19 protein-coding genes are annotated in these 19,320 nt (G+C 73.0%); 13 read left to right on the top strand and 6 right to left on the bottom strand.

Annotated features, from left to right (window positions below):
• The first annotated feature begins 52 nt into the window (after positions 1 to 52).
• On the top strand, positions 53 to 736 hold the full coding sequence (locus ACGFQ9_RS20730) for a glycerophosphodiester phosphodiesterase (RefSeq protein WP_393575488.1): 684 nt from the start codon (positions 53 to 55) through the stop codon (positions 734 to 736).
• A gap of 109 nt (positions 737 to 845) precedes the next feature.
• Here ACGFQ9_RS20730 and ACGFQ9_RS20725 read toward each other — a convergent pair whose 3' ends face one another.
• The gene (locus tag ACGFQ9_RS20725; protein WP_393575487.1) at positions 846 to 1,379 is read right to left on the bottom strand and encodes a GNAT family N-acetyltransferase; all 534 of its coding nucleotides are present in this window, start codon (positions 1,377 to 1,379) and stop codon (positions 846 to 848) included.
• A 111-nt stretch (positions 1,380 to 1,490) separates the two neighbouring features.
• On the opposite strand from ACGFQ9_RS20725, the gene ACGFQ9_RS20720 reads away from it, so the two are divergent.
• From ACGFQ9_RS20720 to ACGFQ9_RS20710, 3 genes are all read left to right on the top strand, one after another.
• Positions 1,491 to 2,018, top strand: a complete 528-nt coding sequence (locus ACGFQ9_RS20720; protein ID WP_393575486.1) for a DUF5134 domain-containing protein — start codon at positions 1,491 to 1,493, stop codon at positions 2,016 to 2,018.
• Between the two features lie 88 nt (positions 2,019 to 2,106).
• Positions 2,107 to 3,042: a M56 family metallopeptidase gene (locus ACGFQ9_RS20715; protein WP_393575485.1), complete on the top strand. Its 936-nt coding sequence runs from the start codon at positions 2,107 to 2,109 to the stop codon at positions 3,040 to 3,042.
• Positions 3,043 to 3,092: 50 nt separating this feature from the next.
• Complete coding sequence (locus ACGFQ9_RS20710; protein WP_393575483.1) at positions 3,093 to 3,755, top strand: M15 family metallopeptidase; 663 nt, start codon at positions 3,093 to 3,095, stop codon at positions 3,753 to 3,755.
• Here the strand turns inward: ACGFQ9_RS20710 and ACGFQ9_RS20705 are convergent.
• Positions 3,739 to 4,614 (bottom strand): alpha/beta fold hydrolase, encoded by an 876-nt coding sequence (locus ACGFQ9_RS20705; RefSeq protein WP_393575481.1) that lies wholly within the window; start codon positions 4,612 to 4,614, stop codon positions 3,739 to 3,741. The genes ACGFQ9_RS20710 and ACGFQ9_RS20705 overlap by 17 nt on opposite strands.
• A 111-nt stretch (positions 4,615 to 4,725) precedes the next feature.
• Here ACGFQ9_RS20705 and ACGFQ9_RS20700 point away from each other — a divergent pair, with 111 nt between their 5' ends.
• The 3 genes from ACGFQ9_RS20700 (at position 4,726) to ACGFQ9_RS20690 (ending at position 7,189) form a co-directional block, all read left to right on the top strand.
• Entirely contained in the window at positions 4,726 to 5,403 is a 678-nt protein-coding gene (locus tag ACGFQ9_RS20700) for a phosphatase PAP2 family protein (RefSeq protein ID WP_393575479.1), read from the top strand.
• Positions 5,404 to 5,528: 125 nt separating this feature from the next.
• Positions 5,529 to 6,389 (top strand): nuclease, encoded by an 861-nt coding sequence (locus ACGFQ9_RS20695; RefSeq protein WP_393575983.1) that lies wholly within the window; start codon positions 5,529 to 5,531, stop codon positions 6,387 to 6,389.
• 170 nt (positions 6,390 to 6,559) lie between these two features.
• On the top strand, positions 6,560 to 7,189 hold the full coding sequence (locus tag ACGFQ9_RS20690; protein ID WP_393575478.1) for a TetR/AcrR family transcriptional regulator: 630 nt from the start codon (positions 6,560 to 6,562) through the stop codon (positions 7,187 to 7,189).
• Here the strand turns inward: ACGFQ9_RS20690 and ACGFQ9_RS20685 are convergent.
• A complete protein-coding gene (locus ACGFQ9_RS20685) occupies positions 7,180 to 8,643 on the bottom strand; it encodes an LVIVD repeat-containing protein (RefSeq protein WP_393575477.1) in 1,464 nt (487 codons plus the stop codon). The genes ACGFQ9_RS20690 and ACGFQ9_RS20685 overlap by 10 nt on opposite strands.
• Positions 8,644 to 8,719: 76 nt before the next feature.
• Between ACGFQ9_RS20685 and ACGFQ9_RS20680 the strand changes: the two genes are divergently transcribed.
• The 5 genes from ACGFQ9_RS20680 (at position 8,720) to ACGFQ9_RS20660 (ending at position 15,219) form a co-directional block, all read left to right on the top strand.
• A complete protein-coding gene (locus ACGFQ9_RS20680; RefSeq protein WP_393575475.1) occupies positions 8,720 to 9,388 on the top strand; it encodes a DUF305 domain-containing protein in 669 nt (222 codons plus the stop codon).
• Positions 9,389 to 9,491: 103 nt separating this feature from the next.
• Positions 9,492 to 10,877, top strand: a complete 1,386-nt coding sequence (locus ACGFQ9_RS20675; protein WP_393575473.1) for an FAD-dependent oxidoreductase — start codon at positions 9,492 to 9,494, stop codon at positions 10,875 to 10,877.
• 395 nt (positions 10,878 to 11,272) lie between these two features.
• Positions 11,273 to 13,324, top strand: a complete 2,052-nt coding sequence (locus ACGFQ9_RS20670; protein ID WP_393575472.1) for an MMPL family transporter — start codon at positions 11,273 to 11,275, stop codon at positions 13,322 to 13,324.
• 63 nt (positions 13,325 to 13,387) lie between these two features.
• Positions 13,388 to 14,566, top strand: coding sequence for a sensor histidine kinase (locus tag ACGFQ9_RS20665; RefSeq protein ID WP_393575471.1), 1,179 nt, complete (start codon positions 13,388 to 13,390; stop codon positions 14,564 to 14,566).
• Positions 14,563 to 15,219 carry a response regulator gene (locus tag ACGFQ9_RS20660; protein ID WP_393575470.1) on the top strand — a complete coding sequence of 219 codons (657 nt, stop codon included), beginning with the start codon at positions 14,563 to 14,565 and terminating at the stop codon, positions 15,217 to 15,219. The genes ACGFQ9_RS20665 and ACGFQ9_RS20660 overlap by 4 nt, the downstream gene beginning before the upstream one ends.
• A 67-nt stretch (positions 15,220 to 15,286) precedes the next feature.
• Here the strand turns inward: ACGFQ9_RS20660 and ACGFQ9_RS20655 are convergent, their stop codons facing one another.
• From ACGFQ9_RS20655 to ACGFQ9_RS20645, 3 genes are all read right to left on the bottom strand, one after another.
• Complete coding sequence (locus ACGFQ9_RS20655; protein ID WP_393575468.1) at positions 15,287 to 16,387, bottom strand: hypothetical protein; 1,101 nt, start codon at positions 16,385 to 16,387, stop codon at positions 15,287 to 15,289.
• Positions 16,388 to 16,503: 116 nt separating this feature from the next.
• A complete protein-coding gene (locus ACGFQ9_RS20650; protein ID WP_393575982.1) occupies positions 16,504 to 16,875 on the bottom strand; it encodes an ArsR/SmtB family transcription factor in 372 nt (123 codons plus the stop codon).
• 73 nt (positions 16,876 to 16,948) lie between these two features.
• Complete coding sequence (locus ACGFQ9_RS20645; protein ID WP_393575467.1) at positions 16,949 to 18,028, bottom strand: NADH:flavin oxidoreductase/NADH oxidase; 1,080 nt, start codon at positions 18,026 to 18,028, stop codon at positions 16,949 to 16,951.
• A 183-nt stretch (positions 18,029 to 18,211) separates the two neighbouring features.
• Here ACGFQ9_RS20645 and ACGFQ9_RS20640 point away from each other — a divergent pair, with 183 nt between their 5' ends.
• Complete coding sequence (locus ACGFQ9_RS20640) at positions 18,212 to 19,303, top strand: WD40/YVTN/BNR-like repeat-containing protein (protein ID WP_393575466.1); 1,092 nt, start codon at positions 18,212 to 18,214, stop codon at positions 19,301 to 19,303.
• Positions 19,304 to 19,320: the final 17 nt, after the last annotated feature.

Raw genomic sequence — 19,320 nt, 5'->3', positions numbered from 1 at the left:
TCGGGACACCGGGCCGTCGCCGGGAGCCGCCGTCGACGGAAGCGAGAGAACCTTGACTTTCCTCACCATCGGTCACCGCGGAGTCATGGGTGTCGAACCGGAGAACACCCTCCGGTCGTTCGTCCACGCGGAACGCTCCGGCATGGATGTCATCGGTCTGGACGTACAGGTCAGCAAGGACGGCGCACTCGTCGTCCTGCACGACCCGGAAGTGGACCGCACCACGGACGGGTCGGGCGCCGTCGCCGACCTCACCCTGGCCGAGCTGCGCGAGCTGGACGCCGGGCTGGGCGAGCGGGTGCCGCTGTTCGAGGAGGTGCTCGACGCCGTCAGGACCCCGCTGCTGGTCGGGGTCTCGGACCGCGGCGCCGCGGCGGCGCTGGCCGCCGTCATGCTGCGGCTGGACCTGACCACGCGGGTGGAGGTGGCCTCCGTCCAGGACGCGGCGCTGGCCGAGATCGCCCGGCTGGTGCCGGGCGTGCGGACCACGCTGACGGCGAGCCGGTACGGCGAGGACATCGTGGACCGGGCTCTGGCAGCGGGCGCCGAAACGGTCTCCCTGAACATCCGGCGGCTGACGCTGGAGACCGTGGAGTCCGCTCACACCGCGGGACTGCGGGTCACCGGCTGGACCGTGAACACCATGGACCACCTGCGGCTGGTGCGCGCCCTGGAACTGGACGGCGCCGCCACCGACTTCCCCGAGATCCGGCTGACCGGCAGGTTCACCGCCTGAGCGGTCCCCGAGACCGCCTGAGCGGTCCCTGGTCCCCTGCCCTGTCCGACTCGGACCGGACAGGGCAGGACGGGCAGGGACAAGGACGGCGGGAGTTCGACGACAGGCCCTAGAGGGGCTTCACCAGCAGTTCGAAGGCGAGGTCGTCGCGGCGGGGCCGGCCGAAGCGCTCGTCCCCGTACGGGAAGGGGCTCAGCTCCCCGGTGCGGCGGTAACCGCGCCGCTCGTAGTAGGCGATGAGCTCCTCGCGGATGTTGATCACGGTCATCCGCATCTCCTTCACGCCCCAGTCCTGTGCGGCGCGCCGCTCGGCCTCGGCCAGGATCTCCTTGCCGAGCCCGGCTCCCTGGAGGCCGGGGCGGACCGCGAACATGCCGAAGTAGGCGTGGTCACCCCGGTGTTCGAGCTGGCAGCAGGCCACGAGCTCGCCGTCGCGCTCCACCGCCAGCAGCAGCGAGTCCGGGTTCTCCACGATCTCGCGGACGCCGCCCGGGTCGGTGCGCTGGCCGTCCAGGTAGTCCGCTTCGGTGGTCCAGCCGCCCCTGCTCGACTCGCCCCGGTACGCCGACTCGACGAGCTCGACCAGGGAGTCGACGTCGGCCTCGGTGGCGCTGCGGAAGCTGAGGGCTGCGGGCGTGGACATCGGCGGCTCCGTTCATCTGTTCCAGTCGCCGAAGCCTAACCCGGTCCGGCGTGCGGGCGGTGTGGCGCGGGCATCTCTTCCGGTGTCACCGTCGAACCGGGAGGTTCCGCCGTGCACCATTCCGCGCCGCCCCTGCCGTCCTGGCTGCTGGTGCTGCTGTGTGCGGCCAGCGGCGCGTACTGCCTGCTGCGCGGGCGCGGACCGGCGGACCGGGCGGACGGGGTGATGGGGCTGGGCATGGCGGCGATGGCGGTGCCGCAGGCGGCCGGGGTGCGCGGGTTCCACCTCGCGCTGGGGGCGGTGTTCTGCGTCGCCTCGGTGCACGCGCTGTGGCAGTTGCGGGCCGGCGGCCGCCACCACGCGCACCATCTGGTGGGCTCGCTGGCGATGGTGCACATGGCCTTCTCGCCGGGAGCGCGGGTGCTGACCGGGGCGCTGCTCCTCTACTACACGGCCTATGTGCTGCTGAGCGGCGTGCGGCTGGTGCCGGGACCGGCCCCGGCGGCAGCCGTGGCCGGGGCCGGGGGCGGTGCCGGGGGTACCGCGGTCGCGGGCGGGACCGGGGAGCCCGCCGGGCTGACCCGGGCCTGCCGACTCGCCATGGGCATGGGCATGTTCGCCATGCTGCTCCTGCAGTGACGGCGGCGTACCGTGCGAAACGTGTCGTGCGTCACCAATGCCACCGGACCGTACCTGCAGGTAGGCGCCCGCTCATAGGCTGTCGGACATGATGGTCTCCGCCGTTCTCCTGGTGCTCGGCGCGCTGACGGCTGTCGTGGCCCCCCGGTTGCTGGGTCGCGCGGCATGGCCCGAACGCGAGCCGGTGGTGGCGTTGTGGGTGTGGCAGTGCGCGGTGGCCGGGGTGCTGCTCTGCCTCGGCCTGTCGATGCTGCTGAGCGCTGCCGCGGCCTGGCAGGCGGTGCGCGGGCGGCTGTTCGCGCCGGCCCCGCACGGAGTGGCCGAGGCGTACGGGCCGGTCACGGGCGGGCCGTGGGCGGCCGGCACTGCCGTGGTGCTGGCAGGCGGTGCGGTGTGGACCGGGGCGATGCTGACCCGCGAGGTGCTGCGGGCGCGGGCCCGGCGGCGCGCCCGCCGGTCCGAACTGCTATTGCGGGCACCGCTGTTGCCCGGCGAGGACCCCGGTCCGGTGCGGCTGGTGCTGCTGGAGGGCGAACGGCCCGGAGCCTGGTGGGTGCCGGGGGCGGCCCCGCAGCTGGTGGTGACCACCGCCGCGCTGAACCGGCTGAAGGGCCGTCAGCTCGACGCTGTGCTCGCGCACGAGCAGGGGCATGCGGTCGCCCGGCACGAATGGCTGCTGAATTGCTCGCGTGCGCTTTCGGGGGCGTTCCCGCAGGTGCGGGTGTTCGCGGCGTTCCGCGACGAGATGCACCACCTGGTGGAGCTGGCCGCCGACGACGTGGCCTCGCGCCGGTTCGGCCGGCTGACCACCGCCCTGGCGCTGGTGGGGCTGAACGAGGACCGGGGCGTGTTCGGCCCCTACGCCGCGCCGGAGGCGCACGTCCCGCAGCGGGTCAACCGGCTGCTCGCGGCCACCCCGCGGCTGTCCCCGGGCCACCGGCTGGGCCTGACCGCGGTGGCGGCCCTGGTGCCGGCGCTGCCGCTGCTGGTGGCCTTCGGGCCGGGGCTCAGCGCCCTCACCTAGGCCGTGTCCGGGAGGGTTCGCCAGGTTGAGACATGCGAGATGATCACCTCATGACTGAGATCGTTCTGATGTCAGATCCCAGGGTCGCCGCGATACCCGTTACGGAATGCGGTGAACGCCTCGTGGACGTCCGCATCGGGGACTCCTTGCTGGTCGACGCACGCAAGCAGGACCCTGCGGACGCCTTCGCGTACCTGCGGGAGGGAGTGCTGGACCGGCTGCTCGAAGCCCAGGCCCTGCTTCCACGGGGCCTGCGCCTGCTGTTCGTCGAGGGGTACCGGCCACCCGCGCTCCAACGGAAGTACTTCGAGGAGTACGCCGACCAGCTGCGCACCGGCAACCCCGAGTGGCAGGCCGAGGAGATCCACTCGGCGGCGAGCCGGTACGTGTCCCCGCCCGAGATCGCTCCGCACAGTGCGGGCGCGGCCGTCGACCTCACCTTGGCCGACGCCGGCGGGCGCGAGCTGAACCTGGGAACACGGATGAATGCGGATCCGGAGGAGAGCGCGGGTGCCTGCTACACCGACGCCCTCAACATCAGTGAGGAGGCCCGGGCCAACCGGAAGCTGCTGGGCTCCGTGCTCACCGTCGCGGGTCTGGTGAACTATCCGACGGAATGGTGGCACTGGTCTTTCGGCGACCGCTACTGGGCCATGGTCACCGGAGAAGCCGCCGCCCTCTACGGTCCCAAGGAGATCAACTCGCACCTCTGACCGGCACGCCGGTGTGCGCGAGGATCTCGGTCACGACCGTGTCCCAGAGCTCGCGCGGCGGCATCTGGTGCCCCATGCCGGTGAGCGGGACCAGCCGCGCGCCGGGGATCTCCCGGGCCAGCGCCTCGCCGTGGGCGTACGGGAAGAGCGGGTCCTCGGTGCCGTGCAGCACGAGCGTGGGGGCTCCGATCGTGCCGAGCCGGTCCCGTACCGGCGTGCCGCCCTCGATCAGCCAGTGGTTGCCTGCGGCGGCCGGCACCGGGCTGCGGTCGAAGGCCCGCCCGGCGGTCCGCCGCAGGGATTCCTCGTCGACCGGGATCGCGCCCGCGAAGGCGTGCTCGGCCGTCACGAAGTGGTCGACCACCGCCTCCCGGTCGGTCCAGTCCGGTCCCTCACCGGGCGCGTCGAACATCTCCGCCAGTTCGCCGCTCATCGGCGGCAGGTCAGGGTGTCCGGGACTGCCGGGGCCGTCCGGGCTCGTGGCGATGAGGGTGAGGGTCGCCACCCGGTCCGGGTGTTCGACGCCGAGCCGCTGGGCGATGCCGCCGCCCATGGAGACGCCCACGATGTGCGCGGCACGGATGCGGAGAGCGTCCATGACGCCGAGCGCGTCGGCGACCAGGTCCGCCTGCGTGTAGCCGGGGGCGCCGACCGGCCAGGTCGTGGAACGTCCGGTGTCGCGGGTGTCGTAGCGCACCGCGTACCGGCCGCCGTTCGCGAGCCTGGCCACGAACTCCTCGTCCCACCAGTCCATCGTCGCCTCGGCCCCGGAGATCAGCAGGACGGCCGGCGCGGCCGGGTCCCCGAACGTCTGGGCCGCCAGGTCCACTCCGTTCACGTGCAGCGTCCGCTCCGGCATCCCTATGAGCCACCTCCGCGCTTCCACGGTACGTCGTGCGGACGACATGGCCCGGCGGCTCCGGCGGGCGGAATCCTGCCCCGGCGGGGCCTGGTGCGAGGATGCCGAGCTATGCAACGGGGAACGTGGAGTACGAGCAGGTGGCTGAGGGCGGCGTGCGCCGGGTGCCTGCTGCTCGCGGCGGCACTCACCGTGGCGGTGCTGCTGCGGCTGCCGCCGCTGGTCCGGTTCGACACGGGGATCGCGGGGACGCTGCACGAGCATGCCGTCGCGCATCCGGCGGTCATCGCCGTCAGCCGGGTGCTGAGCGACTGGGTGTGGGACCCGTGGACGATGCGCGCCCTGCTGGTGGCGGTCTGCGGGTGGCTGTGGTGGCGGGGCGAACGGGCCCTGGCCGTGCGCTTCCTGCTGACCCTGGTGGTGGCCGTCGTGGTGCAGCAGACGGTGAAGGCGGCGGTCGGCCGTGACCGGCCGGTGTGGCCGGACCCGGTGGACAGCGCGGACTACGCGGCCTATCCCTCGGGGCACGCGCTGACCGCGACGGTGGTGTGCGGTCTGCTGCTGTGGCTGGCCCCCGACTCGCGGTGGGCGTGGGCGGTGGCGGCCGTCTCGGTGCTCGGGGTCGGGTTCACGCGGGTGTACCTCGGTGTCCACTGGCCGTCCGACGTGCTGGGCGGCTGGCTGGCGGGGGCGGTCCTGGTGCTGGCGGCGCTGTCCGGGGCCGCGCGCGACACGCCGGGCGGCCCTCTTCTCCGGCGGCCCGGCAGCGGGGATCCTGACAGCGGCTGACACCGGCACCGGCACCGGCACCGGCCGCACCGGACCGGACCGCAGGACCACACCGCACGACCACACCGCAGGACAGCACCGCAGGACCGCAGGATCGCGCCGTCGATGGGGAGGCCACCGTGCCGATGCTCGTGATCGAGGGAAGCTACCGGGTACTGGGAGCCCGGCCGGACGGGGACTCGGTGCGGTTCGCTCCGGCCGACCCCGCGCACTGGGGTCTGGTGCCGGGCCCGCACCGGGTGCGCGCGAACCGCTCGGGCGCCGCCCAGCTCAGGCTGGACGGCATCGACACCCTGGAGACCCACTACGTACCGGCTCACGGCAGCGAGCTGGGCCAGCCGGCGCCGTTCGGAGAGGACGCGGCGGACGAGCTGACGGCCTGGCTGGGCTTCGCCGCGGTGCTGCGGGACGGCCACGGCACGGTGACCTCCTCGGAGCCGGCCGCCGCGCCGGGGTTCGTGCTGACCCGGGGCGCGGACGTCAACGGCCGGTGCGTGGCGCTGGCGGGGCGCGGGCCGGCCCCGGCGCCGAGCGGGACCTGGCTGCACGTGGAGCCGGCGCTGCTGGGCCGCACCGCCAACCTGCACCAGCTGCGGACGGGGCTCGCGTATCCGACGTACTACCGGAAGCTGTTCGCCGACCTGCGCGAGGCCATGACACGTGCGACGCTCCGGGCCCGCTCGGAGGGGCTCGGGGTGTGGCCGCTGGACCAGACCCCGTACGGGGCGAAGGTCGACGGGCTGGCCTCGCTCTCCGAGACCGCGGTGCTGCTGCCCAAGCTGTTCCGGCGGCTGGCCGACTATCTGACGCTGGGGGCGGGCGATCCCTCGCTCGCCGGGTTCCGTGCCTATCTGGACCAGCGGGACGACCGGGTGCTGGTGCTCTCCCGCGGTCAGTTCACGGGCCTGTCCACGGTGGTGGAGACGGACGCGCAGACCGTACGGCTGACGGTGCCGCCGGAGGACCTGGTCTTCGAGGAGCGCTGAGGTCCGCCCGTGCGCTGACACCTTCGCGCCGACCTCTTCGAGGGCACCGGCCGGGCCCGCGGGGCAGCGCCGGGCGCACCGGTGCTCGGCGATCCCCCGCGTCGCCGAGCACCGGTGGGCCTGGGTGCGCTGAGTATATTGGCTCGGAGCCAGTCAACGCAGGAGTAAGCATGTCCCCGCGCAGCGCAACGGTCAATGAAGAATTGCGCAGACGCTCCCGCGAGCGGCTGCTCCAGGCCACGGTCGATCTGGTGGCCGAACACGGGTACGAGGCGACCACCCTGGGGGACATCGCCGACCGGGCGGGCGCGGCCCGCGGTCTGGTGTCGTACTACTTCCCCGGCAAGCGGCAGTTGCTGCAGTCCGCCGTGCACCGGCTGATGCACCGGACCCTCCACGAGGCGCTGGAGCGGGAGCCGCGGACGGAGGACGGGCGGGAGCGGCTGGCCCGGGCCATCGACGCGATCCTCGGACTGGCCCGGGACCAGCCGCTGCTGATGCGCACCCACATGGCGGGCATCCTGCAGGCCGAGGGGTTCGTGCAGTGCCCGGAGCAGCAGCGGCTGGCCGAGCTGCTGAAGGAGACGGTGGCCCGGCACGGTTCGCCGGCCCCGGACGTGGACTACCCGATGCTGCGGGCGCTGCTGATGGGCGCGGTGTTCGCGGTGCTGCTGCCGGGTGCGGCGATGCCGCCGGACCGGCTGCGGGCAGAGCTGTTCCAGCGGTACGGGCTGGACTGGGAGCTGGGGGTCCCGCCGGGCGGATGCGAGCCGCCCGGCGGGACGCCGCCTCAGCGGTAGTCGGGCTGGCTCTGGACGTTCAGCCGGTCCAGCCACACCCCCCTGGCACTGTCGGTGCGCCAGTCGTCGATGCGCAGCACGTCGAGGCCCTTGGCGATGTCGTTCGAGTAGATGTGCCCGTTGTAGTAGTACGCGGACCAGGATCCGCCCAGCGACAGCGCGGCCGGGTCGAGCGGGCCGCGCTCGAAGAAGGCGATCTCCTTCGGCTTCGCGGAGTCGGTGAAGTCCCAGACGGACAGGCCGCCCTGGTACCAGGCCTGGACCATGATGTCGCGGCCGCCGCCGACCGGGATCAGCGAGCCGTTGTGCGCCACGCAGTTCTCGGTGTCGGCCTGGTGGCGCGGGATCTTGAAGTAGCTGCGGAAGGCGAGCTTGCGCTGGTCCCCGCGGCCGGTGATGTCGTAGATGCCGTCGGCGCCCCGGTTGGGGCCGGTGGCCTCGTTGCAGGTGGCGCCGACGCCGCCGCCGAGCTCGTCGGTGAACACCACCTTGTTCGCGCGCTCGTTGAAGGTGGCCGAGTGCCAGAAGGCGAAGTTGACGTTGTCCTGGACCCGGTCGATGACCTTGGGCTGCTCGGGCTCGCTGATGTCGAAGAGGATGCCGTCGCCCATGCAGGCGCCGGCGGCCAGGTTCTTCGAGGGCAGCACGGTGATGTCGTGGCAGCCGGTGGTCTTGGAGACGCCCGGGTTGGTGGGGGCGCCCGGGTTGCCGCCGTCCGGGAAGAGGACGGGGAAGCCGACGACCGAGGCCTGGGTCGGCGCCTTCTTCGGCACCTTGATCACGGAAATGCCGTCGTGCGGCGGCTTGCAGTCGGGGAACTCGTCCCGGGGCGAGTAGGAGGAGACGTAGACGTAGATGTCCCGGCCGCCCGGCACCAGGGTGTGGGTGTGCGAACCGCAGGCCGTCTCGACGGACTTGATGTACTTGGGGTTCTTCTTGTCCTTGATGTCGAAGATCTTGATGCCCTCCCACGAGGACTTCTCGGTGGCGGGCTGCGAGACGCTGTTGCAGGAGTCGTCGCTGCGCGAGGAGTCGGTGGAGAGGAACAGCAGGTCACCGGAGACGGAGATGTCGTTCTGGCCGCCGGGGCAGCGGACCTGGGTGACGGTCTTGGGGGCCCTGGGGTTGCCGATGTCGTAGATGGTGAAACCGTCGTAGCTGCCCGCGTAGGCGTACTTGCCCTGGAAGGCGATGTCGGTCTCGATGCCGTCGGGGTTGGTACTGGGTATGTTCGCGAGGTGCTTGATGTTCCGGCTGTGGACGATCTCGTCCTGGCCGGGAGTGCCGGTGGATGCACCGGTGCTGGTGCGCGCACCCGGGGATCGCTGTGTGTCTCCGGGGTCCGGCGTGGCGTTCGCCGGGCCGGCGGCCAGGAGCGTGGCGAGGAGACCGGCCGCGGCGGCGGCCACCCCCAGCCTCCTGCGCCGCACACGGGTGTGGTGCGTCGAGGTCACTGTGCCCTCCCTTGGTGTCCCTTCAATCCGTTCCTGGTGGGAACGGAACGTGGACCCCGGCAGTATCTTCCCCTTCATGGACATGGCAAAGGGGATATCGCGCGGTTTCGTATGTGCGCTCGCGGCGGCGGTGCTGGGGGTCGGGCTCACCGGGTGCCAGGACGACTCCGCCGACCGTGCCGACGGGGACGGACCGGTGATCATCGCGCCGGGGAAGCCGGGCGAGAAGGCCCGCACGCTCTCCCCCGAGCAGGCGGAACGGGAACGTCCCGACGACAGTCCCAACGCCGCCGACTTCGCCTATGTACAGCGCATGATCGAGCACCACCGGCAGGCGCTGACCATGACCGCGCTGGTGCCCGAACGGGCCTCGGGCGAGCCGGTGAAGCGGCTCGCCGAGCGCATCTCGGCGGCGCAGAAGCCCGAAATCGGCTCCATGGAGAGCTGGTTGCGCAAGCACCCGGCGCCCGCGGCCCCGACCGGCGGCAGCGGGCAGGGCGGGCACGCCCACCACGGCGGGATGCCGGGGATGGCCACCGAAGGGCAGCTCGCGGAGCTGGGCGAGGCCAGGGGCGAGGCCTTCGACCGCCTCTTCCTCACCCTGATGATCACGCACCACGAGGGGGCGGTGACCATGGCGGGCGAGGCGCTGTCCGGCGGGAACAATGTGGCCGTGGAGGAGATGGCGAACGACGTGGTGGCCCAGCAGACCGCGGAGATCAACCGGATGCGCTCGATGAAGTGACCTCCGGCGTGTACTGCCGGGCGGGCTGACGGGCGGGGGCCACGGTGGCATGCTGGGCCTTTACGGGAGTCGTAGGGGAGTCATCCGCGGAAGGAGCTCCGCCGTGCTTCGTGTGGCCGTCGTCGGTTCGGGACCGAGCGGGGTCTACGCCGCGAAAGAGCTCGTCGAGCAGCGTGAGGTGCCGGGCGTGCGGGTCGACGTACTGGACCGCCTGCCCGCGCCGTACGGGCTGGTCCGGTACGGGGTGGCACCCGACCACGAGAAGATCAAGTCCCTGCAGGGGAACCTGCGCGGGGTGCTGGAGGACGAGCGGATCCGGTTCCTGGGCAACGTCGAGGTGGGCGGCGGGGCCCTGCCCACCGGGCGGCTGCTGGAGCTGTACCACGCGGTCGTGTACTGCGTGGGCGCCGCCCGGGACCGGCACCTGGGCATCCCCGGCGAGGAGCTGGCCGGGGTGCACTCCGCCACCGCCTTCGTCAACTGGTACAGCGCGCACCCCGATGCGGTGGGCGAGGACTTCGGGCTGGCCGGGGTGCGGTCGGCGGTGGTGATCGGCGCGGGCAACGTCGCCGTGGACGTGACCCGGATCCTGGCCCGCGGCGAGGCGGAGCTGCGGCCCACCGACATGCCGCAGCCGGCCCTCGGGGCGCTGGCCGGGAGCGGGGTGCGGGAGGTGGCGATGGTCGCCCGGCGCGGCCCGGCACAGGGCAAGTTCACCACCAAGGAGCTGCGCGAGCTGGGCACGCTGCCCGGGGTCGCGGTCGCCCTGGACCCGGCCGAGCTGGCCCTGGACCCGGCCTACGCGGACCCGGCGGGCGCGACCGGGCTGCCGGCCGTGAACCGGCGCAACGTGGAGGTGCTGCGCGGCTGGGCGGAGGCACCGCCGGCCGCCGCTGAAGCGGGTCCGGCCGGTCCGGCCCCTGAGCGGCGCATCGTGCTCCGCTTCTTCCTGCGGCCGGTGGAACTGCTGGCCGGCCCGGACGGCCGGGTCCGGGCGGTGCGCCTCGAACACACCCTGCCGGACGGACGGGGCGGGGTGACCGGCACCGGCACGTACGAGGAGATCGACGCGGAGCTGGTGCTGAGGTCGGTGGGCTACCAGGGCGTGCCCCTGCCGGGGCTGCCCTTCGACCCGGCCCGGGGCACCGTCCCGCACGCGGCAGGCCGGGTGGTGAGGGACGGCCGGGCCTCGGTCGGCGAGTACGTGGCCGGGTGGATCAAGCGCGGCCCGACCGGGGTGATCGGCACGAACCGGCCCTGCGCGAAGGAGACGGCGTCCTCGCTGCTCCAGGACGCACCGGCGCTGGCCGCCCGCGACCTCCCGGAGGACCCCCTGGCCGCCCTCCGCGCGGCAGGCCTCCACCCGGTGGAATGGCCGGGCTGGCTCGCCATCGAAGAGGCCGAAGCGGCTCTCGGCCACTCCCTCGGCCGCCGCTCGGTCAAGATCCCCGACTGGCCCGGCCTCCTGAACGCCGCCGGGACGGGCTGATTCGCACGGCGGCACGACGCCGGGGCCGGATCGCCGCACGGCGGCCCGAGGACGAGACCCGGCCGGACGTCGACCACGGTCGCGGCTGGCCCCACCCGGCAGGCCTCACCCCGGCCTGAGTTCCGATCGCGCCGTGCCCGAACACCGTGACCAAGCGGCTCAGGCCGTACCCGCCGATACGCACCGGGTTCGCTCCCGCGCGGGACGCGCCCCGGCCTCCCCCGATGCCGTGGCCCGGCGGGACGACCGCCCCTGCCCGTACTCCCCCGGGAGTAACCGGGCCTCCGTGCCACCCCCGGCAGTAAGGAACGGCTCGGCCCTCAGCGCGACGACTTCGCCTCCGGACGACGGGAATCTGGGATCGACCCGAACGCCCCTACCGGAAGGAGCCCGCGATGGAGGGCCGCAGGAAGACCATCGGCTGGGGGGTGCTGGCCCTGTGGGTGATCGTGATCGCCCTCGCCGCACCCCTCGCCGGAAAGCTCGGCGACGTACAACGCGACCGCGCCGTCGACTACCTGCCGGCGAGCGCCGACTCGACCCAGGTCGCGAAGATCACCGAGCAGATGCCCGGCGGGGACTCCACCGACCTCGTGCTCGTCTACCACCGCGACGGCGGACTGACCCCCGCCGACAAGGCGACCGCCGCCCGGGAAGTCGCGCAGGTCGCCGCCGAGCACCCGCTCACCTCGCCCCCGCAGCCCGTCCCGTCGGAGGACGGCGCCACCCTCTTCTACGCCGTGTCCAGCACCGAGCCGGGTACGGACGAAACGGCCAGGGACGCCTTCGTCCTGGACGTCCGCGAGACGGTCAGCGGCGAGGTCGGCGGACCCGGAGCCCTCGCCACCGACGCGAGCGAGGTCTACAACTCCCTCGACGGCCCGCTCCTCTACACCACCGTCGCCGTCGTCGCCGTACTCCTGATCGTCATCTACCGCAGCCCCTTCCTGTGGCTCGTCCCGCTGGTCGTCGCCGGCGTCGCCGACTACCTCTCCATGGCCGTCACCTACGCCCTCCACCAGGGCTTCGACATCAGCGTCTCCGGCCAGAGCACCGGCGTCATGACGATCCTCGTCTTCGGTGCGGGCACCGACTACGCCCTCCTGCTCGTCTCCCGCTACCGCGAGGAACTGCGCCGTACCCCGCGCCCCTACGACGCCATGGTCACCGCCCTGCGCGGTTGCGGCCCCGCCGTCCTCGCCTCCTCCGGCACCGTCGCCCTCGGCATGCTCTGCCTGCTCGCCGCCGACATGAACAGCAGCAGGGGCATGGGCCCCACGGCCGCCGTCGGGGTCCTGTGCGCACTCCTCGCCATGCTGACGCTGCTCCCCGCCGTGCTCGTCGTTCTCGGCCGGCGGGTGTTCTGGCCCTTGATCCCGGCGTACGGAAGCGAGCCGAAGGCCGCGCGCCGTTCCCTCTTCGCCGCCATGGGTTCCTCGGCCGGGCGCCGTCCGCTCCTCGTCCTCGTCGCGGGCGGTGCCGCCCTGGCCGCGCTCGCCCTCGGTGCGCTGAACCTGCCCGGAGCACTCAAGCAGGAGGACTCCTTCACCTCCACGCCGGAGGCGGTCGCCGCGATGAAGACGCTCGCCGTGGCGTACCCGGAGATGGGAACCCAGCCGATCACCGTCGTGGCCCCGGCCGGCGAAGCCCCCGCGGCACTGCGTACCGCCCTGGCGACCGACGGCATCGCGAAGGCCGAGCCCGGCCGCAGCGGCGGCGGCTGGACGGAGATCTCGGTCATCGCCGCAGACCCCCCGCAGTCCGCGGCCGAGACCGCGACCATCAAGGGGCTGCGGACCGCACTCGGCGAGGGCGTGTACGTCGGCGGGCCGAGCGCCGAACAACTCGACATGACCGACACCAACACCGGCGACCGGAACATCGTCGTTCCACTCGTCATCGCCGTGGTCCTGCTCGTCCTGGTCGTGCTGCTGCGCAGCCTCGTCGCACCGCTGATCCTGGTCGCCGCCGTCGTCGCCGTCTGGGGAGCCGCCCTCGGCATCGGCGGGCTCGTCTTCGAGCCCCTGTTCGGCTTCGGGGGAACCGACCCGGGCCTGGCGCTGCTCTCCTTCGTCTTCCTCGTCGCCCTCGGTGTCGACTACGGCATCTTCCTGATGCACCGGATGCGCGAGGAGTGCCTGACCGGGGCGGAGCCGGGGGCTGCGGCCCTCACGGCCCTGCGCACGACCGGCGGGGTGATCGCCTCGGCCGGACTCGTCCTCGCCGCCACCTTCGCGGTCCTCGTCAACATGCCGATGGTGCAACTGGCCGAGCTCGGCTTCGTGATCGCGGTCGGTGTCCTGCTCGACACCTTCCTGGTCCGCACCTACCTGGTCACCAGCGCGAGCGTGCTGCTCGGGCGGAAGGTGTGGTGGCCGGGTCCGCTGGCGAAGAAGCCCGCGCCGACGGCCGGTTCGGAGCCGGAGCGGCTGCCCGTACGGGTGTGACCAGGGGCGGGCGGGGGCTCTCCGGACTGTCAGGATCCCCCGCCCGCAGGGAGGATGAACGCCATGGACTTCGCAGCAGCCTTCACCCGCGACCCCCAGGCGGCCCCGTACCCCGTGCGGTGCGATGCGACGGCCGCCGCGGTCTTCGCGGCCTTCGCGGTGCTGATCGCGCTCACCCTCGACGACGGCCGCCGGCCGGACCCGGTCGGCTGGGTGCTGCTGCTCGCCGCGCACGTTCCACTGGCCTGGCGGCGCAAGGCGCCGCTGCCGGTGCTGCTGGCCGTGGTGGCCTGCGTCGCGCCGTACCACGCGCTCGACTACATGCACCTGGCGCCGATACCGGCCTCGATGACCGCGCTGTACACGGTGGCTGCTGCCGGCCGTCCCAAGCGCACTCTCATCATCGGGCTCGCGGTCACGTCCATCACGCTCACCATTCAGGTCTTCGTCAACCCGCACGAGATGGTGGAGCTGTTGCGGGTCTCCGGCTGGGTGATCGCCATGCTGGTCTTCGGCACGAGCATCCGGCTCTACCGGCAGCTGGTGGCGGGCCTGATCGAGCGGTCGGAGCGCGAGACGGAGCGGAAGGTCGCCGAGGAGCGGCTGCGGATAGCCCGGGACCTGCACGACCTCCTCGCCCACTCGATCACCCTCATCGGCGTGCAGACGTCGGTGGCGGCGCACGTCCTGGTCGCCGACCCGGACCGGCTCGACCGGGAGGCGCTCGCCGAGGCGCTCGACGGGATAGCCGAGACGTGCCGGGAGGCCCGCTCCGAGGTGCGGACGACCCTGGACGTGCTGCGGGCGGCGCCGGAGGGCCCGCTGCCGGACCTCGCCTCGCTGCCGGACCTCGTGCGCTCATCGGGGGCGGACCTGTCGATACGGACGGGTGAGGCGAGGGTCCCGGCGGCGGTGGGGGCGGCGGCGTACCGGATCGTGCAGGAGTCGCTGACGAACGCCGTGCGGCACGGGGACGCGGACGCGGACGTCCGGGTCGATGTCGGCCTGGCGGACGAGGTGTTGACGGTACGGGTGACCAACGACGGCGCAGTCTCGGGCGGTTCCGGCGGTTCCGGCGGCTCGGGAAGCTCCGGCGGCTCCGGCGGCTCCGGGTACGGGATCCTCGGGATGCGGGAGCGGGCGAAGAGCGTGGGAGGCACACTGAACGCGGGTCCTCGCGCCGGCGGGGGCTTCGAGGTCACGGCGGCGCTGCCGCTCGCGGCAAGGGAGATGACAGCGTGATCCGGGTGCTGCTCGCGGACGACCAGACCCTCGTCCGGGCTTCGTTCGCGATGCTCGTCGACTCGGCACCCGACATGGAGGTCGTGGGCCAGGCCGCCAACGGCAAGGAGGCGGTGGAGCTGGCCCGTTCGGCGCGGGCGGACCTGGTGGTCATGGACGTCCGGATGCCCGAGCTCGACGGGATCGGGGCGACCCGGCTGATCGCCGCCGACGAGGACCTGGCCGGGGTGAAGGTGCTGGTGCTCACCACCTACGACACCGACGAGCACATCGTGGAGGCGCTGCGGGCCGGCGCCTCGGGCTTCGTGGTGAAGGACATCCGGCCCGCCGAACTCCTCGCGGCGATCCGCACGGTGGCGGCGGGCGAATCGCTGCTCTCCCCGGGCCCGACGGCCCGGGTGATAGCCAGGGTCCTCGCCGCTCCGGACACGACGGTGACGGGAGGGCCGGAGGACCTGTCGGAGCGCGAACGCCAGGTGCTGGTGCTGGTGGCCCGGGGCCTGAACAACACGGAGATCGCCGAGACGCTCGGGCTCTCGCCCCTCACGGCGAAGACCCATGTCAGCCGGATCATGGGCAAACTCGGGGCACGCGACCGGGCCCAGCTGGTCATCACCGCGTACGAGTCGGGGCTGGTGGCACCGGGCCGCTGAGGCGGGCCGGGCCCGGTACCGGGCTCAGCGAACTCGGCCCCGGTGCCCCGTTCGGCCATGGCGCGGCCTACTTCCAGGCCACACCTTTGACCGAGGTCTTCGTCGGCCTGTGGACGTCCGTCGAGAGGACCGTCGCGGGGCGCCCGCCCGGCGGCACCTCCACCACCGCCGTCACGCTCCACTCCTCCTCCAGGCTCGCCCACTTGCGCGTGCCCCCGCCCAGCAGTGCCGCGCTGTCGCTCCCCGCGTCGAGCTCGATCCAGTGGGCCGGAGTGCGGCCCCGGTCGCGGTACGTCCCCTCCAGGGTGCAGACGACCAGGGAACCGCCGTCCTTCAGCCGGAACACGGGCAGCTCCTCCCCGGCCCGCCGGAAGGACAGGCTGCGTACCAGCTCCTCCTCGTCCCAGCCGTTGAAGAACTCCACCACTCCGCTGGTGAAGTCCCCGCGTTCGAAGTGCGGACTGTCCGGCTTGCCCTCGGGCACCGTGAAGCTCAGGTAGTCCGCGTAACGCCCGCACACGGCGGTGTCCGGTGCCGCGGTCGGGGACAGTTCCACAGTTCCGGAGGCTCCGCTCGCGACCGGCGGCAGCACCTTCGGCCGGACCTTCAGCGTCCCCGGTTTCGGAGACCGGCTCGGGTCGGCACTCGGTGTCGCCGGGGCGGGTTCGGTCACCACCCAGGTGGCCGCCACCGCCTTCCAGTCCCCGTCGGCACCACCACGCATGAAGTAGTGCAGGACGGAACTCCGGTCCGTTTCCCGCCCTTCCCACTTGCTGAGCACGGCGAAGCCCCTCGGAGCGGGCGCCCCTTCCGGCGCCTGCGGGATCAGGAACACCGGCCGTACATAGCGGACCGGCTGGTCCTTCGAGCCCCTGGCCTGGTGCAGCCGTGAGTGGGCTCGGCTCTCCTCCAGCAGCCGACCGCCCTCGATCCGGGAGGCCGCCTCGGTGTCGCCCTTCTCGTCGGCCGCGGCGTTCTCCCGCACATACCGTTCGAAGACCTCCCGGGCCTGCGCCTCCGTGAGCACCGGCACCACGCGGGCCGGCGCACCGCCCGAAGGTCTCGTCCGGGGTCCGCCGGTCCCGTCCCCGGCCGAGCACCCCGTCAGGACCGCTCCGAGGAGGACGAAGGCCCCCGCCGCGTTCCACACCCGCCCGTGCACCACCATCGGCCACTCCCCCGCCCGGCCCGTCACATCAGCATGATCATAGAGCGCGGGGCGCCCGCCGGACCGGCCTTGCCCGCCTCAGGCCGTGGTGCCCGCATCAGGCCGTGGCGCCCGCATCAGGCCGTGGTGCCCGCCGCCAGGCGGCCGGCCTCCGCCTCGGCTGCGGTCAGGACGCTGTCCAGCAGGCCGGGGAAGAGCTTCTCCAGGTCCGCCCGGCGCAGCCCGTTGAGCTTGGCCGTGCCCCGGTAGGTCTGCCGGACCACTCCGCTCTCCCGGAGCACCCGGAAGTGGTGGGTGGTGGTCGACTTGGTCACCGGCAGGTCGAAGTACGAGCAGGGCAGCTCGGCCCCGTTGCCGGCCTCCGCCTCCGCCAGGTCTCGGACGATCGACAGCCGCACCGGGTCCGAGAGGGCGTGCAGCACGGCCTCCAGCCGGATCTCCGCCGGCTCCGGGTGGGCCAGGGCACGGCCGGTCTCACGCTCGGTCATCATGCGTCTCCCGTTCTCCGTTCACTGTCCGTGCCGTTCCCGGCCCACCCATCGTACGAGCCGGTCCCCGCGCTCAGGCCCGGTGGTACTGGTCGGGGGTGGGGACCTCGCCGCCCAGCTCGCGCGCCGCGCGCCGGGCCCAGTACGGGTCGCGGAGCAGCTTGCGGCCGAGCAGGACCGCGTCCGCCTCGTCGTCGGCGAGGATCTTCTCGGCCTGGACGGGGTCGGTGATCAGGCCCACGGCGGCCACCGGCAGGTCCGTCTCGGCCTTGATGCGTGCGGCGAACGGCACCTGGTAGCCGGGGCCGACCGGGATGCGGACGCCCGCGGCGTTGCCGCCGGTGGAGACGTCCAGCAGGTCCACTCCGTGCTCCTTCAGCAGCCGGGCCAGCGCGACGGTCTCGTCGGCGGTCCAGCCCCCATCGTCCAGCCAGTCGGTGGCGGAGACGCGGAAGAGCAGCGGCAGTTCGGCCGGCCACACGGCCCGCACGGCGTCCACGACCTCCAGGGCGAACCGGGTCCGGTTCTCGAAGGAGCCGCCGTAGGAGTCGGTGCGGCGGTTGCTGTGCGGGGAGAGGAACTCCCCGATCAGGTAGCCGTGCGCCCCGTGGATCTCCACCACCTGGAAGCCGGCTGCCAGCGCCCGCTCCGCGGCCGCCGCGAACTGCCCGGTGATCTCGTGGATCTCCTCGACCGTCAGCTCGTGCGGGACGGGGTGTCCGTCGGCGAACGCCACCGGGCTGGGGGCGCTCGGCTGCCAGCCGTGCTCCTCGGGCCCGACGGGGGCCCCTCCGAGCCAGGGCCGGTCGGTGGACGCCTTGCGCCCGGCATGGGCGATCTGGATGCCGGGGACGGTGCCCCGCTCCTTGAGGAAGCCGGTGATCCTGCGCAGCGCCTCGGTCTGGGTGTCGTTCCACAGCCCGAGGTCGTAGGGGGAGATCCGCCCTTCCGGGGCGACGGCGGTGGCCTCCAGCAGGATCAGGCCGGTGCCGCCGGCCGCTCGCGCCGCGTAGTGCGCGAAGTGCCAGTCGCCGGCGACACCGGCGCCCGGGCCGGTGGGCTCGGCGCTGTACTGGCACATCGGGGCCATCCAGATCCGGTTGGGGACGGTGACGGAACGCAGGGCGTACGGCTCGAACAGGGCAGCACTCATCGCGGGCTCTCCAGGTCATGGGACGGCCGGACCCGGGGCCGGCGGCACCGGGATCAAGTACGAGATCAACCGTACTACGAAATCTCTCGTAGTACGAGAGTTCACGTAGTACGGAAGTTCTCGTAGTAGTTCGGGGTGCAGAAGGATGCCCCTTGGGACAGCGACGTCCGGAGGTGTCCGGCCATGACCGAGGTACTGCTGCTCGCGGGGACGCGCAAGGGGCTCTTCATCGGGCGCCGCCGCAGGAACGGCGGCCCGTGGGAGTTCGACGGCCCCCATTTCAACGCCCAGGCCGTGTACTCCGCCGCCGTCGACCGGCGCGGGCCCGGACCCCGGCTGCTCGTCGGCGGGGACAGCTCGCACTGGGGCCCGTCCGTGTTCACCTCCGACGACCTCGGGGCGAGCTGGCAGGAGCCGGCCCAACCTGCGGTGAGGTTCCCGCTGGACACCGGGGCCTCGCTGGAGCGCGTCTGGCAGCTGCACCCCGCCGGCCCCGAGGCACCGGGCGTGGTCTACGCGGGCACCGAGCCGGCCGCGCTGTTCCGCTCGGCCGACCGGGGCGGGAGCTTCGAGCTGGTCCGGCCGCTGTGGGAGCACCCGAGCCGGAAGGACTGGGTGCCCGGCGGCGGCGGTGAGGGACTGCACACAGTGATCACCGACCCGGCCGACCCGGACTCGGTGACCGTCGCCGTGTCCACCGCCGGCGTGTTCCGCACCACCGACGGCGGCGCCGCATGGGCCCCGTCCAACGCCGGTGTCTCGGCCGTCTTCCTGCCCGACCCGAACCCGGAATTCGGCCAGTGCGTGCACAAGATCGCCCAGGACGCCGGGAACCCCGCCCGCCTCTACCTGCAGAACCACTGGGGCGTCTACCGCAGCGACGACGCGGGCCGGCGCTGGAGGGACATCGGCGGCGGCCTCCCCTCGGACTTCGGCTTCGCCGTCGCCGCCCATCCGCACCGCCCGGACACCGCGTACGTGTTCCCGCTGAACGCCGACTCCGACCGGGTGCCGGCCGGACACCGCTGCCGGGTCTTCCGCACCGGGGACGCGGGCGGCACCTGGGAACCGCTGTCCCGCGGCCTGCCGGACGAGGACCACTACGGCACGGTGCTGCGCGACGCCCTGTGCACGGACGACGCCGACCCGGCGGGCGTCTACTTCGGCAACCGCAACGGCGAGCTGTACGCGAGCGCGGACGACGGCGACAGCTGGATCCTGCTCGCCTCCCACCTGCCCGACGTCCTGTGCGTGCGGGCCGCCGTACTCGCCTGAGCCCGGCAGCCGGAAGC

The organism is Streptomyces sp. NPDC048603 (genome assembly GCF_043199475.1).
GTDB lineage: Bacteria > Actinomycetota > Actinomycetes > Streptomycetales > Streptomycetaceae > Streptomyces.
This window is presented reverse-complemented; position numbering and strand designations above follow the sequence as displayed.

Coding starts and splice junctions, on each gene's coding strand:
- ACGFQ9_RS20725 (WP_393575487.1), bottom strand. CDS start 1,379: ATGTCCACGCCCGCAGCCCTCAGCTTCCGCAGCGCCACCGAGGCCGAC.
- ACGFQ9_RS20715 (WP_393575485.1), top strand. CDS start 2,107: ATGATGGTCTCCGCCGTTCTCCTGGTGCTCGGCGCGCTGACGGCTGTC.
- ACGFQ9_RS20710 (WP_393575483.1), top strand. CDS start 3,093: ATGACTGAGATCGTTCTGATGTCAGATCCCAGGGTCGCCGCGATACCC.
- ACGFQ9_RS20705 (WP_393575481.1), bottom strand. CDS start 4,614: ATGCCGGAGCGGACGCTGCACGTGAACGGAGTGGACCTGGCGGCCCAG.
- ACGFQ9_RS20700 (WP_393575479.1), top strand. CDS start 4,726: ATGCAACGGGGAACGTGGAGTACGAGCAGGTGGCTGAGGGCGGCGTGC.
- ACGFQ9_RS20695 (WP_393575983.1), top strand. CDS start 5,529: ATGCTCGTGATCGAGGGAAGCTACCGGGTACTGGGAGCCCGGCCGGAC.
- ACGFQ9_RS20690 (WP_393575478.1), top strand. CDS start 6,560: ATGTCCCCGCGCAGCGCAACGGTCAATGAAGAATTGCGCAGACGCTCC.
- ACGFQ9_RS20680 (WP_393575475.1), top strand. CDS start 8,720: ATGGACATGGCAAAGGGGATATCGCGCGGTTTCGTATGTGCGCTCGCG.
- ACGFQ9_RS20670 (WP_393575472.1), top strand. CDS start 11,273: ATGGAGGGCCGCAGGAAGACCATCGGCTGGGGGGTGCTGGCCCTGTGG.
- ACGFQ9_RS20665 (WP_393575471.1), top strand. CDS start 13,388: ATGGACTTCGCAGCAGCCTTCACCCGCGACCCCCAGGCGGCCCCGTAC.
- ACGFQ9_RS20655 (WP_393575468.1), bottom strand. CDS start 16,387: ATGGTGGTGCACGGGCGGGTGTGGAACGCGGCGGGGGCCTTCGTCCTC.
- ACGFQ9_RS20650 (WP_393575982.1), bottom strand. CDS start 16,875: ATGACCGAGCGTGAGACCGGCCGTGCCCTGGCCCACCCGGAGCCGGCG.
- ACGFQ9_RS20645 (WP_393575467.1), bottom strand. CDS start 18,028: ATGAGTGCTGCCCTGTTCGAGCCGTACGCCCTGCGTTCCGTCACCGTC.
- ACGFQ9_RS20640 (WP_393575466.1), top strand. CDS start 18,212: ATGACCGAGGTACTGCTGCTCGCGGGGACGCGCAAGGGGCTCTTCATC.